The following is a 21,123-nucleotide window of genomic DNA, read 5'->3' on the forward strand; positions in this document are numbered from 1 at the left end:
TAATGAACTGACGTCGATTGGTGACCGGCAAAATCAAGCTCCTTTTGAGTCGGCTACAACGCCGCCCCGTCATGGGCGACAGCCTGTGAAATAAGAGTCATTTTCAACAAGGTAGGCGTTTGGCGGCGCGGAGTCAAAGCCCGCGGGCACCGCGTTGAGTCAGGATTGAGGATAGTGGATCAGATCGTGGATGCGCACCGTTTGTGAACTGGCGTTGCGGTAGGCGTGCGGCCGATCGGCCTGAAAGCGCATCGCTTCGCCGGCCGCCAGGCTGTGCCATTCGCCGTCGATCGCCAATTCTAGTCGGCCGCTGATCACGATCACATGCTCGATCACGCCCGGCTCATGGGGCGACGATTCGCTGAGCGCGCCCGGTGCGAGATCGATGACGAACATATCGAAACCCAGCTGGCGGTCGTAGGGAAACAGCGGCACCACGCGCATATCAGCATTGTCCTGATCGTACACCGGCAGTTCACCGTAGCGGTGCAGCGTCGCCTGTTGCTGAGCGGGCGACGCCTCAAGAAAGGCGGAGAACGCCACGTTGAAGCCGGTGGCGATCTTCCACAGCGTCGCCACCGTCGGGCTGGATTCACCGCGTTCAATCTGCCCGAGCATCGCTTTGCTGACGCCGGTGTATTCCGCCGCCTGCGTCAGGCTCCAGCCGCGCTGTGCGCGCAGCGTGCGAAGGGTGTGCGCCAAATGGCCGGCAAGTTCCTGCATCCTGTTCTCCTCTGCGTATCGTGCCCGATTATACTCGCTTGTGCGTTATAACGCACGGTGCTATGCTGATTTCTCACCGTGCGTTATAACGCACAATTACCGATTGGAGCTCCTCATGCGCCCAGCCCTCTCCCTGCGCCATCTGACCCTGCCCGCCGTCATGGCCGGCTTTGTCGCCGTTCTGGTGGGTTACACCAGCTCTGCCGCGATCATTTTTCAGGCCGCTGCCGCCGCGGGCGCCACGCCGGCGCAGATCGGCGGCTGGCTGAGCGCATTGGGGATCGCGATGGGCGTCACCTCGCTCGGGCTCTCGCTTTACTATCGCACCCCGATCCTCACCGCCTGGTCGACGCCCGGTGCGGCGCTGCTGGTCACCAGCCTGCCCGGCACGCCGATCAACGAGGCGATCGGCGTGTTTATCTTCGCTTCCGGACTGATCCTGCTGTGTGGCGTCACCGGGCTGTTTGCCCGCCTGATGGACTATATTCCACAGGCGATCTCTGCGGCGATGCTGGCGGGGATCCTGCTGCGCTTCGGTCTGGACGCCTTCGCTTCGCTGCAGCTCAATTTCCTCCTGAGCGCCGGCATGGGGCTGGCCTATCTGCTCAGCCGCCGTTACCTGCCGCGCTACGCCATCGTGCTGACGCTGGCGGTTGGGCTGGCGATCGCCGCGCTGCAGGGCGATATCCAGCTGGCACAGCAGGCGCCGGCGTTCGCCATGCCGGAATTTATCGCGCCGCATTTCAATTGGCCGACACTGCTCGGCATCGGCGTGCCCTTCTTCGTGGTGACCATGGCTTCGCAAAACGCGCCCGGCATCGCCACGCTGCAGGCGGCGGGCTACCGCGTCCCCACCTCACCGCTGATCGCCTGGACGGCGCTGACCGCGCTGCTGCTGGCGCCATTCGGCGGTTTCTCGGTGTGCATCGCCGCCATTACCGCCGCCATCTGCATGGGGCCGGACGTGCATCCCGATCCGCAGCGGCGCTATATGGGCGCGGTGGCCGCCGGCGGCTTCTACCTGCTGGCCGGGTTGTTCGGCGGCGCCATCGGCCTGCTGTTCAGCGCGTTGCCGGTCGCCTTGATCCACACCATTGCCGGGCTGGCGTTGCTCGGCACCATCGGCGGCAGCCTGCAACGCGCGCTGCATGATGAAAAACAGCGCGACGCGGCGCTGATCGCCTTCCTCATCACCGCCTCCGGCGTCACGCTGCTCGGCATCGGTTCGGCATTCTGGGGGATTGTCGGCGGCGCCATCGCCCATCTGCTGCTGTCGCTGCCGCGGCGAACCACCGAGGCGTAACGGGCGGTCTACATTGACAAGCGACGCCGTGGCGCCTTCACTTTCTCTGTAGTCTGGATGTCAATTCACCTAACAAGTGACACCGTCACCAAGGAAGCTTATGACCGAGAAAGCCGCGCTGTTGGCCCAGCGCCTGATACGCAATGTCGAACAGGTAGAGATGAAGCATGACCGACGGCCGCCGCTGTATGACAGCGTCGGCGCTCGCCTCGGCACCGGCACCGCCGCCGACAAGCTGGGCGCTTCTTTCGATTGTGTGGCGCCGGGCATGCGCTCCTGCCCCTACCATTTTCACTACGCTCAGGAGGAAATGTTCATCATTTTGGAAGGCAGCGGTACGCTGCGGGTGGCCGGAGAAATGCTGCCGATCGTCGGCGGGGATGTCATTTTCATTCCGCCTGGCCCGGAATACCCGCACCAGATCATCAACACCTCCGATGCGCCGCTGAAGTACCTGTCCGTCAGCACGCGCGAACAGCCGGAAGTGGTGATGTATCCGGACTCAGGCAAATACCAGGCGATGGCGCGCGGCAATGACGGCGAACAGGTGCGTTATCTGCAACGCCCTTCAGCCTCGCTCGATTACTGGCAGGATGAACCCTGAATCGCCGGCCGGCAACGGGAGATCCAACGCGCGCGCCGCCAGCTCGGCCACGCGGAAGTCGATATCCGCCGCCTGCCCGTCTTCCATAAACCAGGCGGCGGAGAGCCCCGCCCAGGCCAGGATCCATTGCAGCAAGCGCCGGCGTTCCAGCCCGGCCAAGCGACAGACCTGTTCCACGCGCCGCTGGAAAATGGCCGGATCGGTGGCGATGCCGTAGTTGGGATTACAGAAGATATTGGCGTAATCGAAGCCCCGTTCGCCGTACAAACGCTTGGGATCGATCGCCAGCCAGCCGCGTTCGCCGAAGTCCAGCACGTTGTCATGGTGGATATCACCGTGCAGCACGCTTTCATCTCGCGGGCTACTCAGCAATTCCGCCGCCGTCGTGGCGCTGAGACGCAGCATGCCGCCGTGCGCCTGCGCCGCCGGCCACAGCGAGCTGAACCACTCTTGCAACGGGATCAATTCGGGCAGCGGTGCCGCGCGCGGCGCATGCAAGGCGGCGATCGCCCGGCACAGGATCGCCGTGGCCTGCTCATCGTCGCCATCACGCACCAGCTGCGCCAACGAGCTTTCGCCCTGTGCGCGCTCCAGCAGAATGCCGTCTTCGTGCCACGCCAACACCTGCGCGGCGCCTTCCCCGCGCCACCAGCACATCAGCTGGCCGCCGAAGCGCTCCTCCTGCTCGCGGGCGATCTTCAGCATGGCGGCCTCGCCCCGGTAACGCACCGGCATCAGCAGGCTGCTGTGGGTTTCGAAGGCTTTACCGTCCTGTTCCAGTTGCCAGCGTTGCAGGTAGGGAGTAAAAAGCGGGTTCATCGTCTCATGCGTCCTTGTGGCCGATCTGCGCCGCACTGTCACATTCGGGTGAGAGACGACGTATAAAATAAAGAGGGATGATACGCTCATATATCATCGGTGTGCGGCGTCTGGCCGCCGTTTCCTCAGTATCCTAACCAAGTTTGTCGATTTTATTAACCGGTCTTGCGCGGGGTTTGATCATGACATCATTAAAACGCACGAATTATCCGCAGTTGCCTACGCCGGGCGGCCCCTATGTGCATGCGGTGCGCCACGGCGATCGCCTGTATGTGTCGGGCTTGACGGCCTTCGCCACCGACGCGCAAGGCTTGAACGCGCCGGAACAGACACAGGAGATCCTCGAGCAATTGGCGACCATCGCCGCCAGCGAAGGCGTGAATCTCAAGGCCTTGATTAAAATCAGCGTGTTCCTGACCGACATCGCCGATCTGGCGGGCGTGCGCCCGGTGCTGTTTGACTATTTCGACGGCGCGCTGCCGGCCTGTTCACTGATGGCGGTCAGCGCGTTGTTCTCACCGCAGGTGTGCGTAGAGATAGAGGCGGTGATGGCGTTGCAATAAGGCGCGGCTAGAGCACAATGCTGATTCAGTTAAGCGTTTTTCTGCAGGCGTTCGTGACATTTTCGGTCGATAAAAGTGAGATGCCTCATGTGGCTCACGCACCTCGACCGAGCCAGGGGCCGAAGGCGCGGCCCCTGGCAACCCGCGCCTTTGCCCTATCAGACGGTTGGCTTTGCCAACTGCCCTCTCTCCGCCATAGCACATTGAGGCCGGTTGCGACAGGCGTCCCTGCCTGTCTCACCTGAAACCGCCGTCCATGGCGGTTTCTCCTAATGCGCTATGCCTGCGTTCGGCGTCTTCAAGGGCGCCCAACACCGCGCTCATCTCCAACTTCTCTGCCATAACCTCATCAGCGGCAGATTTCCCGGTAGCTGCCAGCTCGGGTGTTGACCTTTAACGCGCATCACCGGCTGCCGAGCAAGGCGGCGTTGTCAGGGGCAACCGGCCAGGGAAGGCCGGTTGAGGCGAGACTAACAGGGACGTTTGTCGCAGCCGACCCGCCCGACAATGCAGACACGGCGAGGGTATCCGCGCAGCGGACAGGCGGTGTTAAGCAAAGGCGCGGGTGTAGGGGCCGCGCCATCGGCCCCTACAATTGCCGTTCATGTTGGCCACAAAGAAATGCGGAACATTGACGGCAATTCCCCTGCACAGAACGCCCAGAGGCTGGATAAGAAAAATGCCACTCAGGCTTAAGTGAGCGGCATTGCGGCTAGAGCGCACCTTCATCCGGCATGCAGGGGCCGATCTTGAACCAGGCTTTGGCGATCTGCCCCTGTTCCACTTCGTAAATGGCGATGACATCCATTTTGCCGCGCCCCTGCGGGAAGTTGCGCGTCACCACTTCCTGATCGACCACCATATTCCCCACCGCCATGCGTTTTATCCGTTCGCCATACAGACTCGGCTCCTGGAAACGCACAAGATGCCGTTCACGGATCGCCGCCTTGCCGCTGGCCAGCAGCGTGTCGGGATGCTCGTAATACTGCGCGTCGTCCGCCCAGCAGGCCATAAAGGCCTCGATGTCGCGGGCGTTATAGGCGTCAAGCTGTTGTTGAACCACATCCTGCGGGCGTGCCGTTTTATCGTTCATCACATCCTCCTGCCGAAGTTAACCGCCGCATACGTCGAACCCATCACGTTAACCGCCCAGTGCTGCAGCTTGATGACACGGCGAGCTTTGAATAAAAAACCAAAAATAGCGAATAAATAACCTATCACGCCCGATGGGTAATTCAAGCGCCCGCGCATAAATTTTCTGCGCCGCGCCAGGGGCGGTGAAAACCGCATAACGCCACGCGTTAATCTTTGCGGCGGTTAGGGAAATTCTGCTAATTTAGCGTGAACAGCCTGATGATAACGAAACGCTATGCAGCAAAAACCGGTGTTGGACGAAGCCAGACAGTTAAAACGACTCAACGCCGCCACGCGGCGCCAATCCCATATGTACAAATGGATCGCGCTGATTGCGGCGCTAGATGCGCTGTTGGTGTTTTGGTATGACCGGGATATGCGCAACGTCACCTTCTCGGGAGCGGTTGCGCTGGTGTGCGGCTATTTGTGGATCCGCGATCGCAACAAGGCCCGGGGTTACCGGCGCGAGTTCGACCGCAAATTCGGCAAGCGCAGCGGCGATTAAGGCTGCATTGCTTCCAGCACTTTAGCGCTGTCGACGATCTGCACGAACTTCACGATTTTTCCAGCACGAAGCGTATAAATATGCGCAAAGGAGGCGCTGAAGGATTTGCCGGTGGCCCGGTAAGTGCCGTGATAAAAACCCTGAGCGATCACGTTGTCGCCGGCATCGTAAAAGTGATCGACGTCGGCGCGGTAACCTTGCCATTCGCTGCCCAGGCGCTGATGCACGTTCTTGATGATGTTCTCCGGGCCGATATAGGTACCGGCGTAAGGGAAACCCGCGGCTTCGGTCCACTCTGCATCGGGGGCCAGCGCCGCCAGCAGATTGCGGCCGTTTTCTTCGGAGCTGCCTTCATAGGTTGCGCGCACTATTTCAAGAGGGGTTGGCATGTCTCTTCTCCAAATGGCTGATGAGGATATTCCGGCCATCCCCGCGGACACAGGCTCTCACCAAGCGGAGACGGCGGAATGCGGCTATTCTAGGTTGCTTGTTTCGCTGCAAAAACCGCAGTTATGACAATAGTGGGTTGCACTTTAGTAAACAATAGCCATTTTTCTGTCATTTTCCCGGCATCCGACACGGCTATGCTGATTGACCGATTTTCCCCAACAGGAGCTGAACGTGTCTTTACCCTCGCTGACGCAAGAGTTGTTACAACCGTTTTCCCCCTACCAAACGCTGGCGCAAACGCTGTTGCCGCTCACCCTCGAGTCGGACGACGGTTCGCATGACGTGGCGCACCTACATCGAGTCTGGAAGAACTGCCGCCACATCAGCAAGCTGGAAGGCGGCGACCGGCGCATTCTCTGCGCGGCGGTGCTGCTGCATGACGCCGTGGCGGTGGAAAAAAACTCGCCGCAGCGCCATCTGGCCTCGCGCATGGCGGCGGAGCAAGCCACGCTGACGCTGACCCGGCTGGAATGGGCGCCGGCGGACATCGCGGCGGTAGCCCACGCCATTGAAGCGCACAGTTTTTCCGCTGGCATCCCCCCGCAAACGCTGGAGGCAAAGATCCTGCAGGACGCCGATCGTCTCGACGCCATTGGCCTGATTGGCGTGGCGCGCTGCTTCTATATCGGCGGCCGCATGCGCAGTGCGCTGTACGACGCCGCCGACCCGCGGGCCGAACATCGCCAATACGACGACAAACGTTTCAGCCTGGATCACTTCGAAACCAAGCTGTTCAAACTGCAAGACGGCTTCCAGACTGCCGCCGGGCGGCACATGGCCGAGCTTCGCACCGAACGCATGCGGCGTTTTGTCGATGATCTGCTGGAGGAGGTGTAATGCCGGCCTACGGGGCATTTTCGTTATGCCCATAACATTTTCGGTCACATAACACCGTTAAACTGAAAGCCAACTTCACCGAACGGGCGGCACAGATGAAAAAGTTGACGTTGAAAGAGATGACGGAAAGCGAGCAACGGGAAGTCAAAACCGAGCTGGACAAAGCGCGTAAAAGCCACGGCCGGCCGCTGACCAACGCCGAACAGCACAAGGTCAAGGATGAAGTGGTGGCGCGCATCATGGCCGCCAGAGCAAAGCTCGCCAAGGCAGAGCGTGCAGAACGCAAAGCCAACCGCTACCGGCCAAGCGGCGACACCTTCAGTTGGTCTGCCACTATCGGCTCCCGCCCGCCGCGCTGAGCCAGTCAAACCCTCCCCGCCGCGGCGGGGATTTTATTTATTAGCCAAACTCATCCCTGCTGATGAATCATGAATAACAATGTTATCAATCTGTTGTAAATTGACAGCCTGATGAAGAATATTCATTATCACCCCACTTCCCCTTTTCACGAGACTGCCATGGCCTACCCACGCAACGCTGATATTCTGATGACACCTGCGTTGTCCGTTGGCGGTTTGGCGGCGGTTAAATCGAAGAAACAGACGCTCATTTGACCGGGGCGCGCTGTCCCGTCAGATGAGCTGACTGGATGGCCTGCAACGCCCCGCCTTCAATTTTCTCATCTGGCTTCTCTGTCGGTCACACAGAAGGAATATTTTATGGCCTCATTTTCGGGTATTTGGGTGGCGATGGTTACCCCTTTCAATCAAGATGCCGTCGATCTGCCGGCGGTTAAACGCCTAGCGCGGCACCTGCTCGACGCCGGCATCGACGGCCTGGTGGTCTGCGGCTCTACCGGTGAAGCCGCCGCGCTGAGCAAGGAAGAACAGCTGGCGGTGCTCGACGCCGTGCTGGAGGTGGCGCCCGCCCATCAGGTGGTGATGGGCCTTTCCGGCAATAACATGGCCGCCACGCTGCAGATGCAGCAGGCCATTCAGCTGCGCGACATCGCCGGCGTGCTGATCCCGGCGCCTTACTACATCCGCCCTTCGCAATGCGGCCTGATCGACTATTTCACCCAGTTGGCCGACGCCTCCACCGTGCCGGTGATCCTGTACAACATTCCGCAGCGCACCGGCATCGCCATGGAGCTGGCCACGCTGCGCCGGCTCGCACGTCACCCGCGCATCACCGCCATCAAGGACTGCGGCGGCAACCCTGACGCTACCATGGCGCTGATCGCCGACGGCGAAATCGATGTGATGACCGGGGAAGACAATCTGATCCTCACCACGCTGTGCCTCGGCGGCACCGGTGCCATTTCCGCCGCCGCGCATGTTCACCCGGAGCGTTTCGTCCAGCTGGTACAGCAAGTCGCCACCGGCGATCTGGCCGCTGCGCGCAGCAACTTCTATGAGCTGCTGCCGATGATCCACCAGATGTTCAGCTTCCCGAATCCGGCGCCGGTCAAGACGGTACTGGCCCAACAGGGGCTGATCGCCAATGAGTTACGTTCGCCCATGCAGGTGGCGCCGCAGGCGCTGCAACAGCAGATCGCCGCAACGCTGGCGCAGCTGCAGACAACCGAGGCGCTCATCGGTTAAATTTGTAAGCTAAGCCGCTGTAATTTTGGCGCTATGGGACTACGATGAGAGGTTAAGCATGCCCGTCATTCGTCATCAACAAGGAGCTTCCGATGAAACTGTTCTATAAAGCCGGCGCCTGTTCGCTGTCCCCGCATATCGTGCTGCGCGAGGCAGGGCTGGATTTTACGGCGGAGAAGGTCGATCTGGCGCAGAAGAAAACCGAGAGCGGCGCCGATTACCTCGCCATCAATCCCAAGGGACAGGTCCCGGCGCTGCTGCTGGACGATGGCAGCCTGCTGACCGAAGGCGTGGCGATCGTACAATACCTGGCGGACCGCGTGCCGGACCGCAACCTGATCCCGGCGGCGGGTACCCTGTCGCGCTACCACGCGATCGAATGGCTGAACTACATCGCCACCGAACTGCACAAAGGGTTCAGCCCGCTGTTCAACCCGAAGACGCCCGAGGAATACAAAACCATCGCGCGCGCCAGGCTGGAGCAGCAGTTCAGCTATCTGGATTCGGTGCTGGCGAAGCAGCACTTCCTGTTGGGGAGCCGTTTCAGCGTGGCTGACGCCTACCTGTTCACCGTGCTGCGCTGGGCATTCGCCCTGCAGTTTGACGTGCGCAAGCACGCCCATCTGGCGGCCTGGTTCGATCGCGTTGCGGCGCGCCCGGCGGTAGATGCGGCGCTGAACGCCGAAGGATTGAAGTAAACACTCGGCCCCGGTGGCTATCGCCGGGGCCCGTTGCACTTACAGTTTTACCGCTTTGAATTCGCTGCGCGGCTGCACGATCCGATCCTGCGCCGCCACCACCTGCAGCTCGTATTCCCCCATCTCCTGAGTCGTCAGCATCACCTCATACACGGCGGCGGTCACGTGCTCCAGCGCTTTATCCAGCGCCTCGCCCTTCAGCAGATCCACCAGCAGCAGACCGCTGGTCAAATCGCCGACGCCGACCGGCTGACGCGCGCCGAAGTCCACCAGCGGCCGGCTGATGTGCCAGGCCTCGTCCGCTGTCACCAGCAGCATTTCGAAACAGTCGGCGTGATAGCCGGCGCGGGCCAGGTGCTTGACCAGCACCAGCCGCGGCCCTTTGGCGATCAGCACGCGGGCGGCCTGCACCGCATCGGCCACGTTGGCGACGGCCATCTGGCTCAGCATTTCCAGCTCCAGCAGGTTCGGCGCCACCATGTCGCTGCACGGCAACGCCTGGCGGCAGTGAAACTCGGCCACGCCCGGCGCCACGATGCAGCCTTTTTCCGGATGCCCCATCACCGGATCGCAAAAATACCAGGCGTTCGGGTTCGCCTGCTTAACCTGACGCACGATCTCCAGAATATGGTCACCCTGCTCCGGCGAACCGATATAACCGCTCAGCACCGCATCACAGCGCTTCAGTTGATCGATATTGGCGATACCCTGCGCGATCTCAGTCAGGTGGCTGGCCGGCATGACGCAGCCGGTCCACTGGCCGTATTGCGTATGGTTGGAGAACTGCACCGTGTTCAGCGGCCAGACGTTGACGCCCATGCGGCGCATCGGAAACTCAGCCGCACTGTTGCCGGCGTGACCAAACACCACGTGCGACTGGATAGAAAGAATGTTTTTCATCGACAGAACTCGTTCGGAATACGGCAGCCGGGCGGCTGCGCAAAAATAAAGGGGCCGCCAGGGCCCCTTACCGTTATTATTCGCTTACTGCCAATCCACCAGGCAGTAGTGTTTCTTGCCGCGGCGCAGCAGCGTGTAGCGGCCGAACAGACGATCTGAATCGCTAAAGCGGTATTCGGCATCGGACTGTTTCTCACCGTTGATGGTCACCGCGTTGGAACCGATCATGGTGCGCGCCTGGCCGCGTGACGGCACCAGTTCGGCATTCACCAGCGCCTGCTGCAGATCGGCGTCGCCATCCAGTTTGATGGTCGGCATACCGTCCTGCGCCAGCTGGGCGAAGTCCGCTTCGGTCATGTCATGCAGCGCGCCGGAGAACAGGCTCTGGGTGATGCGCTTGGCGGCCGCCAGGCCTTCCGCACCGTGCACCATGCCGGTCACTTCTTCCGCCAGCACGTACTGGGCGCGCGGCGCCTTGCCGCTGTTTTTGTCTTCTTCTTCCAGCGCGTTGATGTCTTCCAGGCTCATGAAGGTGAAGAATTTCAGGAAGCGGTAAACGTCGGCGTCGGCGGTATTGATCCAAAACTGGTAGAACTTGTACGGGCTGGTTTTTTCCGGCGCCAGCCAGACCGCGCCGCCTTCGGTTTTACCGAACTTGGTGCCGTCTGCTTTGGTGATCAACGGCACGGTCAGGCCGAACACCTGTTTCTGGTGCTGACGACGCGTTAGATCGATACCCGAGGTGATGTTGCCCCACTGATCGGAACCACCGATCTGCAGCTCCACCTGGTGGCGGTTGTACAGCTCGGAGAAATCGTAGCCCTGCAGCAGGTTATAGGAGAACTCGGTGAAGGAGATGCCGGAGTCGTCGCGGTTCAGGCGCTGCTTGACCGCTTCCTTGTTGATCATCTGGTTGACGGAGAAGTGCTTGCCAATGTCACGCAGGAAGGTCAGCACATTCATGCCGCCGAACCAGTCGTAGTTGTTGGCCGCGATGGCGCTGTTGCTGCCGCAGTCGAAATCGAGGAACGGGGAAACCTGTTTGCGGATCTTCTCGACCCACTCGTTCACCGTATCGGTGGTGTTCAGCTTGCGCTCCGCCGCTTTGAAGCTCGGATCGCCGATGAGGCCAGTGGCGCCGCCCACCAACGCTACCGGCTTGTGGCCGGCCAGCTGGAAGCGCTTCAGGCACAACAGAGGAACCAGATGGCCCAAATGCAAGCTGTCAGCGGTCGGATCGAAACCGCAATACAGTGCAATTGGCCCTTGCGCCAGTCGCTCCGCTAACGCTTCCTCATCCGTAACCTGGGCAACGAGGCCCCGCTCTTGCAGTTGTTTAATCAAGTTGCTGCTTGCCATCAATGACTCCATGTATAAACGAATGCACCTTTGCCGGTACACGGCCTTTCGCCCAGTGGCGAAATAAAAATTCAGGGTAGCGCATAGAATAAAGCGCCGGCGGCGTCAGCACCAGCGCTTAGAGGGGATTTTACGTCTTCAAGGTGCCAGTCGGTCAATTTTCCAGTCATTCCCGTCCCGCTGATACAGGAAACGGTCATGCAGGCGATGGGCGCCGCCTTGCCAGAACTCGACGGAGTCAAATTTCACGCGGAATCCGCCCCAGAAACTCGGCAACGGCACTTCGCCCTGCTGGAACTTTTGCTTCAACTCGAGGAATTTGCTTTCCAGCACGCCGCGCGCGGAAATGCGCGACGACTGCTGCGACACCCAGGCGCCGATCTGGCTGTCCTTCGGCCGGCTGTTGAAGTACTTCAGCACGTCGAGGGTCGACAGGCGCTCCACCTGCCCCAGGAAAATCACCTGACGGTCGAGCATGTGCCAGGGGAACAGCAGGCTGATATGCGGGTTTTGCGCCAGCTGCTGTGCCTTGCGGCTGCCGAGGTTGGTGTAGAACACCAGCCCCTGCTCATCGAAATGCTTGAGCAGCACGATGCGCTGATACGGCTGGCCGTGTTCGTCGACGGTGGCGACGCACATGGCGGTAGGATCGGCCAGGCGCGCGTCGCAGGCCTGTTTCAACCAGCGCTCGAACAGTTCGAGCGGGTTGGCGGTCAGATCGTTGCGGCGCAGGCCGCCTCGGGTATATTCACGGCGCAGGTCCGCAACATCAAACTCATTCTTTTCAATCATCTGGTTTATCGACCAACTGAAAAAATCCGTCGTTACATTCTGCGCCTGCGGCGTCAGGAACTCAATCGCTCCGACGCCGCCGTGACCGTCACTCCGTCAACACGCAGTCGCTCATGACTACCTTGCCGTTGCGCTCAAGATAGGCGTTACGATCTTTCGACCAAAAAGTGTATTTACCGTCGCTGTATTTGGCACCGGTCAGCGCCAGCACCTGCTTAAGATGCAGTTGCTCGCCGTCCATCAGCAGGCTGACTTCGCTCGCCTTGCCGTCGAGCCCCACCGTCAGCGGCGTAGTGCCGCACTGGTAGTGCATCGTCTGGCTGCTCTGCGGCAGGATGTAGCTGCAGCCGGACAACGCCAGCGCGCCGGCGACGAAAATGACTTTTTTCATGCTGTTGCTCCTTAGAGAAATCCTTCACAGGTTATCCTAACAGAGCTAACGGCCCCTCAACGGCAAAACCGGATAAATCCCACCCAGCACCGTTTCACGGCTGGCGCCGGTGACCGAAGGCAGGTTGCCGGCCTGGCCGGACAGCGTGCGAAACGCCAGCCAGGCAAAGGCCAGCGCCTCCATGTCGTCTCCGCTGACGCCGCAATCGTCGGTCAGCCCGACCTCCGTGCCCGGCAACAGCGCCGACAGGCGCGCCATCAGCAGCGTGTTGCGCGCTCCGCCACCACAGACCAGCAGGCGCTCGCACCCGCCGGCCAGTTGTACCTGTTCGCTGATGCTGACGGCGGTCAGCTCTGTCAGCGTGGCCTGCACGTCGACCGGCGCGATCGCCGGCAATCCGGCCAGCTGCCGCTCCAGCCAGGCGATATTGAAATACTCGCGGCCGGTGCTTTTCGGCGCCGGTAGCGCAAAGTAAGGATCCGCCAGCATTTGCTGCAACAGCGGCAAGCAGACTCGCCCCTGCATCGCCCAGCCGCCGTCCTGATCGTAAGGTTGCGCGCGGTGACGCCAGACCCAGGCATCCATCAGCATATTGCCCGGCCCGGTATCGAAACCGCGCACCGGCGCACCGGGCAACAGCAGAGAAAGGTTGGCAATGCCGCCGACGTTCAGCACCATACGCCGCTCGACGGGATGCCCCAGCAGCGCCTGATGAAACGCAGGCACCAGCGGCGCGCCCTGCCCGCCGTAGGCCATATCGCGCCGGCGGAAATCGCCGACGGTGGTGATATTGGTCAGCGCGGCGATGCGGTTGTTGTCGCCGAGCTGCATCGAGAAACGCGCGTCGCCTTCCGGTTCGTGCCACACCGTCTGGCCGTGGCAACCGATGGCGGTGATCTGCTCGGCGTCGATGCCGGTTTGCTTCAGCAAGCCAAGCACCGCCTCGCCGAACAGCCTGCCCAGCTGGGCGTCCAGCCGGCCGACAGCCGCCAACGTAGTCTGCTGCCCCTGGCACATGCCCAGGATCTCTTTTTTCAGCGCGATCGGCATCGGATGGCTATAGCTGGCCTGCTGCGCCACCATGCGATCGTCGATCGCGGCCAATACCACATCGATTCCGTCCAGACTGGTGCCGGACATGACGCCTATATAGCGGCCTGACTTCATAGCAACATCCTCTAACCCGCGCGGTAAGCAAATTTCATCCTGACAAATAAACCAGAATTGCCGGATTAACGCCATGAATTATGATGCTTTTTTTACAGGCCGTGAGCCAGGTGCGCCGCGGTGGCACATTTCATGTGTTAAACCGTGCGTTAACCGGCAACGGAATGTCGGTGAGGCTGTCATAAAGGTAAACCGCGGTTTATTATTGGTTGAACAGAGAAAAGTTAAGCTGCGTGCAGCGATGAGGCATGGCGCTGTATCAACTTTCAGCCATACTTTGTCTATCATTTTCACTGAATCTTGCCTGGTGAGCATTGCCAGGTTATGGACTACTACCATCAGGAGTTTTATATGATCAAGCGTCTTCTCGTCGTTGCCGTCGCCGCCGTTACGTTGGCTGGGTGTGCCAATGAATCCATGTCCGGCGATGTCTACTCGTCCTCGCAGGCCAAACAGGTGCAGAACGTCACCTACGGGACGCTGGTTTCCGTGCGTCCGGTGAAAATTCAGGGCGGGGAAGGTTCCAACGCCTTGGGGATGATCGGCGGCGCAGTGATTGGCGGGCTGTTGGGTAACACCGTTGGCGGCGGCACCGGTCGTACGCTGGCTACCGCGGCGGGCGCTATCGCCGGCGGCGCAGCGGGCAACAGCATCGGTGAAGTGGCCGGCCGTACCTCAGGCTACGAGCTGGAAATCAAAACCGACCAGAAAGAGAACATCGTCGTGGTGCAGAAAGCGGGCGACACCAAGTTCAGCCCGGGCCAGCGCGTGCGCATGGCGCGCATGGGCGACACCATCACCGTCTCTCCGCTGTAAGTCAGCCGGCGGCACACGGCAAACCGGAGGCAATCGCCTCCGGTTTTATTTCTGATGCTGTGAAACTGTAATCGTAGAAAATAAGAATATTATTATTTGTTCTGCAGTTCGGTGATATTTTGTTCTAACTTGCCAATCAGCCCTACCAACAGATGCACTTCGTCGGCGGTAATGCCGCTTAAAATCTCACTGCGCGTAGACGTGATCACACTATCGACTTCTCTGATGATCGGATCGGCCGCTTCGGTCAACTTGATGCGCTTCGCACGGCGATCGTTGGCACAGGTGTGACGCGTGATAAGCCCCTTCTCCTCCAGTTGGTCCAGCGTGCGAACCAGTGACGGTTGCTCGATACCGATCGCCTTGGCCAGCTGGATTTGCGACTGCTCCGGCGGCAAGCGATTGATATTGTGCAACGTAACCCAATGCGTTTGGGTCAGCTCCAACGGCTTGAGCCGGTGATCGATGAGCGCTCGCCAAACACGAACCAATCGTGCTAAATCTGAACCTAATGTTGACTCCACTTACCCCTCCTTATAATTAGCATGCTAACATTACCTCCCAGAGCTTAGACTATTTTGGGTAACTCACATTAAAAACACAAATGTATATAATGTATATTGTGGAAATAACCACTATTTTTAGCCGCTATTGTTTAATCGTTATGCAAATATTCAACATATTCACCCTTAGGGATTGTTAATGTGAATACATCATGGTTACACACCTCATCCCCCTTACCCGATTTGGTCCTGGGGGCATCGCTTTATTTTCCACCTATATTTAAAGCTTTTTTACTAGGACTGGTCTTATGGCTGCTGATTCATCAGCTGCTGAGAGACTGGATGTATTCCGGTGAAATCTGGCATCCCATGTTGATGGACCTGTCCATTTTTGTTCTGACCGTCAGCGGTTCCTTATGGATTTTAGCGAGTTGGTAACCCATGCAGCATAAAACATTAAAATACTTCTCTACGGTGATCGTCTGCGCCATTGCCGTCTGCGCCGGTTGGTGGCTCTGGAATTATTATATGCAATCCCCATGGACCCGTGACGGAAAAGTGCGCGCAGAACTCGTCAATATCACCCCTGAAGTCTCTGGAAGATTAGAGAAAATAAGCGCGAATGACAATCAGTTCGTACCTGCGGGAAGTCTGATTTTTACCCTCGACCCGGTGCCCTACCAGATTGCGCTGGACAATGCCGAGGCCGCGGTGGCAAAAGCGCAATCCGATCTGGCCAAAGCGGACCATGAGGCTGCCCGCCGCCGCGGTTTACCGCGTAACGTTATTTCCGCTGAAGACTTGGACGAGTCCAATTTAGCCGCTCAGGCAATGAAGGCCGCCTATAAAGCCGCCCTGGCCAACCTGGAACAGGCCAAATGGAATTTGAGCAAAACCAAAATTTATGCGCCAACCGACGGTTATATCACCAACCTGCAGGCACGCGTCGGAAACTACGCCAACGCCGGCACGCCCCTGGTGGCGTTGGTGGATGTGCATTCGTTTTATGTGCTCGGATATTTCGAAGAAACCAAGCTGAAGCATATAAAAGAAGGCAATAAAGCGGACATCGTTTTATATAACGGCAACACGCCGCTGCAGGGGGAAGTAGAGAGCATCGGACGCGCCATTTACGATCAGAGCGTCGACAGCAGCAACGATCTATTAATGGACGTTAAGCCCAATGTTCCTTGGGTACGTTTGGCCCAGCGTGTGCCGGTGCGGATAAAATTGCTCAACGTGCCCGCCGATTTGACGCTGGTCGCCGGTACCACCTGCACCATTTCGATTCATCAGCGGAACTAAAGTGTGAACCTGCCTTTTCTGGAGTGGAGCCGTACCCCCTGGGGTAAGGCGACCGGCGGCCAATGGCGCTATGCGCTGCGCAACTCGCTGGCGATGTGTCTGGCGTTGTGGGTGGCGTTCGTGCTCGAGCTCGACGAACCCTATTGGGCGCTCACCTCCGCCGCGGTGGTGAGTTTCCCCACCATCGGCGGCGTGATCAGCAAAAGCATCGGCCGCATCTTCGGCAGCCTGGTGGGCGCCGCCGCCTCGGTAGCGATCGCCGGCCACTGTCTGAACGATCCCTGGCTGTTTACGCTGTTCATCGCCGCCTGGATCGGGCTGTGCACCTACGTCTCGAATCATTACCAAAACAACGTCTCTTACGCCTTCGCGCTGGCGGGCTATACCGCCGCCATCATCGCCTTCGGTACGGTCAACGTCACCGATACCCAGCAGATATTCGATATCGCTCAGGCGCGGGTTTGCGAAGTGATCACCGGTATTCTGTGCGGCGGGTTGATGATGATGATCCTGCCCAGCACCTCTGACGGCGAAGCCTTGCTGACCTCGCTGCGGCGCATGCAGCTACGCCTGCTGGAGCACGCCGCCATGCTGTGGCAGCCGGAGGTCACCGCGCAGATGCGCACCTCGCACGAGGGGGTCATCGGCCAGATCCTGACCATGAACCTGCTGCGCATTCAGGCATTCTGGAGCCACTACCGGCTGCGGCGGCAAAATAACCTGCTCAACTATCTGCTGCACCAGCAGCTGCGCATTACCAGCGTCATTTCCAGCCTGCGCCGCATGCTGCTGAACTGGCCGGATCGCCCTGCTAATCTGATGCCGGTGCTGACACAGCTGCTGGACGAGCTGCGCGATCCCGCCACCGATAAATATCGCTTGGCGCGTCTGCTCCAGCAGATCGCCCCGCAAGATGCGACGGACTACCGCCATCGCGCCTTCTGGCTGCGGTTGCGCGATTTCTGTTGGCTTTACCTGCGCTGCAACCGCTGGCTGCTGCGGTTGGAAAGCGCCACGGCGGTCAGCGATCTCCAGCCGCCGCACGTCACCTCACTGGCGCGCCACACCGACAGCTACGAAGCCGCCTATAACGGCCTGCGCACCTTTTTATGCATCGTGATCGGCTGCGCCTACTGGATCAACACGCAGTGGGACGCCGGCAGCGCGGCGCTAACGCTCACCGCCATCAGCTGCGTGCTCTACTCCTCCACGCCTTCGCCGATCAACAGCGTCAGCACCTTGCTCAAGGCGGTGCTGCTGCTCTCGGTCGCCTGCTTTGTGGTGAAATTCGGTTTGATGATCCAGATTGACGACTTCTGGGTGTTCTGCGCCTTCCTGTTCCCTATTCTGGTGACCATGCAAATGCTCAAGCTGCAGAATCCGCCTTATGCCGCGCTCTGGGGGCAGCTGATCGTCTTCATGGGCTCGTTTCTGACCGTCAGCAACCCGCCGAGCTATGACTACCAGTCCTTTATCAATGACAACATCGGTAAAATCGTCGGTGTATTGCTGGCCGGGTTGGCGTTTCAGATCCTACGCCCCAGTTCGGACAAGCGAAAGAGCCGCCGTATTATCCGCGCGCTGCGGCGCGATTTTATCGATCAGTTGAGCAAAAAGCCGCAGCAGAGCGAAAGCCAGTTCGAATCGCTGATCTACCATCGCATCAGCCAACTCAATCAGAGTCAGGATCAGGAGGCCCGCACCTGGCTGCTGCGCTGGGGCGTGGTGCTGCTCAACTGCAGCCATATCGTCTGGCAGCTGCGCGACTGGCAGACCCGTTCCGATCCGCTGTCGGCGGTGCGCAACGTCTGTATCCACTGCCTGCGCGGCATTATGACGGAGAAAGGCGTGCAGCACAGTTCGCTGGACGCCACGCTGCAGGAGCTGCTGCGCATGAGCAACGCGTTGGCGCACCACCCGGAACAGGCGGCGCGCGATCTGGCCGGCCTGATCTGGCGGCTCTACTGCTCACTGCAGCAATTGCAACAGGCGATGGGGCAGCCCGCCGCCGCACCGGCCGTTAGCGGCGGATGATCACTTGACCACGCCGCAGGCGAAGCGTTCGCCGCCACCGCCGAGCGGCTGTGGATGATCCGAATGGTTATCGCCGCCGGCGTGCACCATCAGCGCCTTGCCCTCTATTTCGCTGATTTTTTTCAGCCGCGGTGCCAGCACCGGGTAGTTTGCCATGCCGTCGGCGGTCACATAGATGGCCGGCAGATCGCCCAGGTGCCCGTCGGCGTACGGCCCGAGGTGTTTCCCGGTCTTTTGCGGGTCGAAATGTCCGCCGGCCGCCAGCGCCGCCACCGCTTTACCTTCCTTCATGCCCGGCTCGCAGCTGCCTTTTTCATGCACGTGGAAACCGTGTACTCCGGCCGGCAACGCTTTCAGGCTCGGCGTGAACAGTAAGCCATACGGCGTTTCGCTGATGACTACCTTGCCGATATCCTGACCGATACCCTGCCCGGTCACCAGATGCATCTCAACGTCAGCTGTCGCCGCCTGAGCCGCGCCACACGCCATCAAGCCGAGCGCCGCATACCAATAACGTTTCATCAATCAGTCTCCTTAATGACTACATCGAGCTATCAGTATAGGAGAGCCTGCGCCGGCACTGTTAACCAACGCACAATCTCGCTAATTTGATTCGCAGGCCTAATATTTAGCACTAATAATAATTCTACCGATGTTGGTCCTCTGACCAGCTGTCGTTCGGCTAACGTTGTTTCCCTGTTTCCACCGCCGACGCATGAGAGTTCACTCCCCGGCCAGGCGGCATACTTCATAAGGAACTGATATGGGCATCTTTAGCTATAAGGATCTGGACGAAAATGCGTCGAAGGCGCTGTTTTCCGACGCCTTGGCCATCTCTACCTACGCTTACCATAATATCGATAACGGCTTCGATGAAGGCTATCACCAGACCGGTTTCGGCCTCGGTCTGCCGCTGACGCTGGTCACTGCGCTGATCGGCAGTACCCAGTCGCAGGGTGGCCTGCCTGGCCTCCCTTGGAACCCCGACTCCGAACAGGCCGCACAGGAGGCGGTAAACAATGCCGGCTGGTCGGTGATCAGCGCCGCGCAGCTCGGTTACGCCGGCAAAACCGATGCGCGCGGCACCTACTACGGCGAGACAGCCGGTTACACCACCGCGCAGGCCGAAGTACTGGGCAAATATGACAGCGAAGGCAATCTCACCGCCATTGGCATCTCATTTCGCGGCACCAGCGGCCCGCGCGAGTCGTTGATCGGCGATACCATCGGCGATGTGATTAACGATCTGCTGGCCGGGTTCGGGCCGAAAGGCTATGCCGAAGGCTATACGCTGAAGGCCTTCGGCAATTTGCTGGGCGACGTGGCGAAATTCGCTAAGGCCCACGGGCTGAGCGGTGAAGACGTGGTGGTCAGCGGCCACAGCCTCGGCGGGCTGGCGGTCAATAGCATGGCGGCGCAGAGCGACGCCAACTGGGGCGGCTTCTACGCGCAGTCCAACTATGTCGCCTTCGCCTCGCCGACCCAGTACGAAGCCGGCGGTAAGGTGATCAACATCGGCTACGAGAACGACCCGGTGTTCCGCGCGCTCGACGGCACCTCACTGACCCTGCCGTCACTGGGCGTACATGATGCGCCGCACGCCTCCGCCACCAACAATATCGTCAACTTCAACGACCACTACGCGTCGGACGCCTGGAACCTGCTGCCGTTTTCCATTCTCAACATTCCGACCTGGCTGTCGCACCTGCCGTTCTTTTATCAGGACGGCCTGATGCGGGTGCTGAACTCCGAGTTTTATTCACTGACCGACAAGGACTCGACCATCATCGTCTCCAACCTGTCGAACGTGACGCGCGGCAATACCTGGGTGGAAGACCTGAACCGCAACGCGGAAACGCACAGCGGACCGACGTTTATCATCGGCAGCGACGGCAATGATTTGATCAGGGGCGGCAAAGGCAACGACTATCTCGAGGGCCGCGACGGTGACGATATCTTTCGCGACGCCGGCGGCTATAACCTGATCGCCGGCGGCAAAGGCCACAATATCTTCGATACCCAGCAGGCGTTGAAAAACACCGAGGTCGCCTACGACGGCAACACGCTTTACCTGCGCGATGCCAAGGGCGGCATTACGCTGGCGGACGACATCAGCACCCTGCGCAGCAAAGAAACCTCCTGGCTGATTTTCAGCAAAGAGGTGGATCACCAGGTGACAGCAACCGGATTGAAATCGGATGCGGGCCTCAAAGCCTATGCCGCCACTACCACCGGCGGCGACGGCGATGATCTCCTGCAGGCTCGCGGCCACGACGCCTGGCTGTTCGGCAACGCTGGCAACGACACGCTGATCGGCCACGCCGGCGGCAACCTGACCTTCGTCGGCGGCAGCGGCAATGACATCCTGAAGGGCGTCGGCAACGGCAATACCTTCCTGTTCAGCGGGGATTTTGGCCGCGACCAGCTGTATGGCTTCAACGCCACCGATAAACTGGTGTTTATCGGTACCGAAGGCGCCAGCGGGAATATTCGCGACTACGCCACGCAGCAAAACGACGATCTGGTGCTGGCCTTCGGGCACAGCCAGGTCACGCTGATCGGCGTCTCGCTCGATCACTTCAATACCGATCAGGTGGTGTTGGCCTAAGGATCAGC

The 21,123-nt window shown here is 59.8% G+C and carries 24 protein-coding genes; 13 read left to right on the plus strand and 11 right to left on the minus strand.

What is annotated here, in order from left to right; translation table 11 throughout:
- Window positions 1–159 precede the first annotated feature (159 nt).
- Window positions 160–723, minus strand: a complete 564-nt coding sequence (locus tag N6G83_RS06685; protein ID WP_060419147.1) for a helix-turn-helix domain-containing protein — start codon at window positions 721–723, stop codon at window positions 160–162.
- A 115-nt stretch (window positions 724–838) separates the two neighbouring features.
- Here N6G83_RS06685 and N6G83_RS06690 point away from each other — a divergent pair, with 115 nt between their 5' ends.
- Together N6G83_RS06690 and N6G83_RS06695 are read left to right on the plus strand one after the other, a co-directional pair.
- On the plus strand, window positions 839–2,026 hold the full coding sequence (locus N6G83_RS06690; protein ID WP_260514946.1) for a benzoate/H(+) symporter BenE family transporter: 1,188 nt from the start codon (window positions 839–841) through the stop codon (window positions 2,024–2,026).
- Between the two features lie 100 nt (window positions 2,027–2,126).
- A complete protein-coding gene (locus N6G83_RS06695; protein ID WP_260514947.1) occupies window positions 2,127–2,630 on the plus strand; it encodes a cupin domain-containing protein in 504 nt (167 codons plus the stop codon).
- On the opposite strand, the gene N6G83_RS06700 is transcribed toward N6G83_RS06695, so the two are convergent.
- Window positions 2,595–3,449, minus strand: a complete 855-nt coding sequence (locus tag N6G83_RS06700) for an aminoglycoside phosphotransferase family protein (protein WP_025302676.1) — start codon at window positions 3,447–3,449, stop codon at window positions 2,595–2,597. The genes N6G83_RS06695 and N6G83_RS06700 overlap by 36 nt on opposite strands.
- Before the next feature lie 182 nt (window positions 3,450–3,631).
- On the opposite strand from N6G83_RS06700, the gene N6G83_RS06705 reads away from it, so the two are divergent.
- Window positions 3,632–4,012, plus strand: a complete 381-nt coding sequence (locus N6G83_RS06705) for a RidA family protein (RefSeq protein WP_025302675.1) — start codon at window positions 3,632–3,634, stop codon at window positions 4,010–4,012.
- 712 nt (window positions 4,013–4,724) lie between these two features.
- Here N6G83_RS06705 and N6G83_RS06710 read toward each other — a convergent pair.
- Window positions 4,725–5,105 (minus strand): nuclear transport factor 2 family protein, encoded by a 381-nt coding sequence (locus tag N6G83_RS06710; protein ID WP_025302674.1) that lies wholly within the window; start codon window positions 5,103–5,105, stop codon window positions 4,725–4,727.
- Window positions 5,106–5,381: 276 nt separating this feature from the next.
- Between N6G83_RS06710 and N6G83_RS06715 the strand changes: the two genes are divergently transcribed.
- Entirely contained in the window at window positions 5,382–5,651 is a 270-nt protein-coding gene (locus N6G83_RS06715) for a hypothetical protein (protein WP_004938382.1), read from the plus strand.
- On the opposite strand, the gene N6G83_RS06720 is transcribed toward N6G83_RS06715, so the two are convergent.
- Window positions 5,648–6,040 (minus strand): nuclear transport factor 2 family protein, encoded by a 393-nt coding sequence (locus N6G83_RS06720; RefSeq protein WP_004938379.1) that lies wholly within the window; start codon window positions 6,038–6,040, stop codon window positions 5,648–5,650. The two genes, N6G83_RS06715 and N6G83_RS06720, sit on opposite strands and share 4 nt — an antisense overlap.
- Window positions 6,041–6,242: 202 nt before the next feature.
- Here N6G83_RS06720 and N6G83_RS06725 point away from each other — a divergent pair, with 202 nt between their 5' ends.
- From N6G83_RS06725 to gstA, 4 genes are all read left to right on the plus strand, one after another.
- The gene (locus N6G83_RS06725; protein ID WP_049204298.1) at window positions 6,243–6,938 is read left to right on the plus strand and encodes an HD domain-containing protein; all 696 of its coding nucleotides are present in this window, start codon (window positions 6,243–6,245) and stop codon (window positions 6,936–6,938) included.
- Between the two features lie 95 nt (window positions 6,939–7,033).
- Complete coding sequence (locus N6G83_RS06730) at window positions 7,034–7,297, plus strand: DUF3811 domain-containing protein (protein ID WP_004938373.1); 264 nt, start codon at window positions 7,034–7,036, stop codon at window positions 7,295–7,297.
- 360 nt (window positions 7,298–7,657) lie between these two features.
- Window positions 7,658–8,542, plus strand: coding sequence for a 4-hydroxy-tetrahydrodipicolinate synthase (gene dapA, locus N6G83_RS06735; protein ID WP_169541216.1), 885 nt, complete (start codon window positions 7,658–7,660; stop codon window positions 8,540–8,542).
- 92 nt (window positions 8,543–8,634) lie between these two features.
- Window positions 8,635–9,240, plus strand: coding sequence for a glutathione transferase GstA (gene gstA / locus N6G83_RS06740; protein ID WP_025302671.1), 606 nt, complete (start codon window positions 8,635–8,637; stop codon window positions 9,238–9,240).
- A gap of 39 nt (window positions 9,241–9,279) precedes the next feature.
- Here gstA and pdxY read toward each other — a convergent pair whose 3' ends face one another.
- The 5 genes from pdxY to anmK form a co-directional block, all read right to left on the minus strand.
- Window positions 9,280–10,140 carry a pyridoxal kinase PdxY gene (gene pdxY, locus N6G83_RS06745; protein WP_043141216.1) on the minus strand — a complete coding sequence of 287 codons (861 nt, stop codon included), beginning with the start codon at window positions 10,138–10,140 and terminating at the stop codon, window positions 9,280–9,282.
- Window positions 10,141–10,224: 84 nt separating this feature from the next.
- Complete coding sequence (tyrS, locus tag N6G83_RS06750) at window positions 10,225–11,499, minus strand: tyrosine--tRNA ligase (RefSeq protein WP_043141190.1); 1,275 nt, start codon at window positions 11,497–11,499, stop codon at window positions 10,225–10,227.
- A gap of 138 nt (window positions 11,500–11,637) precedes the next feature.
- A complete protein-coding gene (pdxH, locus tag N6G83_RS06755) occupies window positions 11,638–12,291 on the minus strand; it encodes a pyridoxamine 5'-phosphate oxidase (protein ID WP_025302668.1) in 654 nt (217 codons plus the stop codon).
- A gap of 88 nt (window positions 12,292–12,379) precedes the next feature.
- Window positions 12,380–12,682 (minus strand): MliC family protein, encoded by a 303-nt coding sequence (locus N6G83_RS06760; protein WP_043141183.1) that lies wholly within the window; start codon window positions 12,680–12,682, stop codon window positions 12,380–12,382.
- Between the two features lie 45 nt (window positions 12,683–12,727).
- Entirely contained in the window at window positions 12,728–13,849 is a 1,122-nt protein-coding gene (gene anmK, locus N6G83_RS06765) for an anhydro-N-acetylmuramic acid kinase (protein WP_260514953.1), read from the minus strand.
- Window positions 13,850–14,200: 351 nt separating this feature from the next.
- Here anmK and N6G83_RS06770 point away from each other — a divergent pair, with 351 nt between their 5' ends.
- Window positions 14,201–14,665, plus strand: a complete 465-nt coding sequence (locus N6G83_RS06770; RefSeq protein ID WP_025159710.1) for a glycine zipper 2TM domain-containing protein — start codon at window positions 14,201–14,203, stop codon at window positions 14,663–14,665.
- A gap of 92 nt (window positions 14,666–14,757) precedes the next feature.
- Here N6G83_RS06770 and slyA read toward each other — a convergent pair whose 3' ends face one another.
- Window positions 14,758–15,189 (minus strand): transcriptional regulator SlyA, encoded by a 432-nt coding sequence (gene slyA, locus N6G83_RS06775; RefSeq protein ID WP_004931301.1) that lies wholly within the window; start codon window positions 15,187–15,189, stop codon window positions 14,758–14,760.
- Between the two features lie 180 nt (window positions 15,190–15,369).
- On the opposite strand from slyA, the gene N6G83_RS06780 reads away from it, so the two are divergent.
- The 3 genes from N6G83_RS06780 to N6G83_RS06790 are packed head-to-tail and all read left to right on the plus strand — an operon-like array spanning window position 15,370 to window position 18,507.
- Complete coding sequence (locus tag N6G83_RS06780) at window positions 15,370–15,606, plus strand: DUF1656 domain-containing protein (RefSeq protein WP_004931303.1); 237 nt, start codon at window positions 15,370–15,372, stop codon at window positions 15,604–15,606.
- A gap of 3 nt (window positions 15,607–15,609) precedes the next feature.
- Window positions 15,610–16,473, plus strand: coding sequence for an HlyD family secretion protein (locus N6G83_RS06785; RefSeq protein WP_004931305.1), 864 nt, complete (start codon window positions 15,610–15,612; stop codon window positions 16,471–16,473).
- Between the two features lie 3 nt (window positions 16,474–16,476).
- Window positions 16,477–18,507 carry an FUSC family protein gene (locus N6G83_RS06790; RefSeq protein WP_025302666.1) on the plus strand — a complete coding sequence of 677 codons (2,031 nt, stop codon included), beginning with the start codon at window positions 16,477–16,479 and terminating at the stop codon, window positions 18,505–18,507.
- On the opposite strand, the gene sodC is transcribed toward N6G83_RS06790, so the two are convergent.
- On the minus strand, window positions 18,508–19,029 hold the full coding sequence (sodC, locus tag N6G83_RS06795; protein ID WP_025302665.1) for a superoxide dismutase family protein: 522 nt from the start codon (window positions 19,027–19,029) through the stop codon (window positions 18,508–18,510).
- Window positions 19,030–19,270: 241 nt separating this feature from the next.
- On the opposite strand from sodC, the gene N6G83_RS06800 reads away from it, so the two are divergent.
- Window positions 19,271–21,115, plus strand: a complete 1,845-nt coding sequence (locus N6G83_RS06800) for a polyurethanase (protein ID WP_089180841.1) — start codon at window positions 19,271–19,273, stop codon at window positions 21,113–21,115.
- Window positions 21,116–21,123 lie beyond the last annotated feature (8 nt).

This window comes from Serratia sp. PL7, assembly GCF_945957435.1.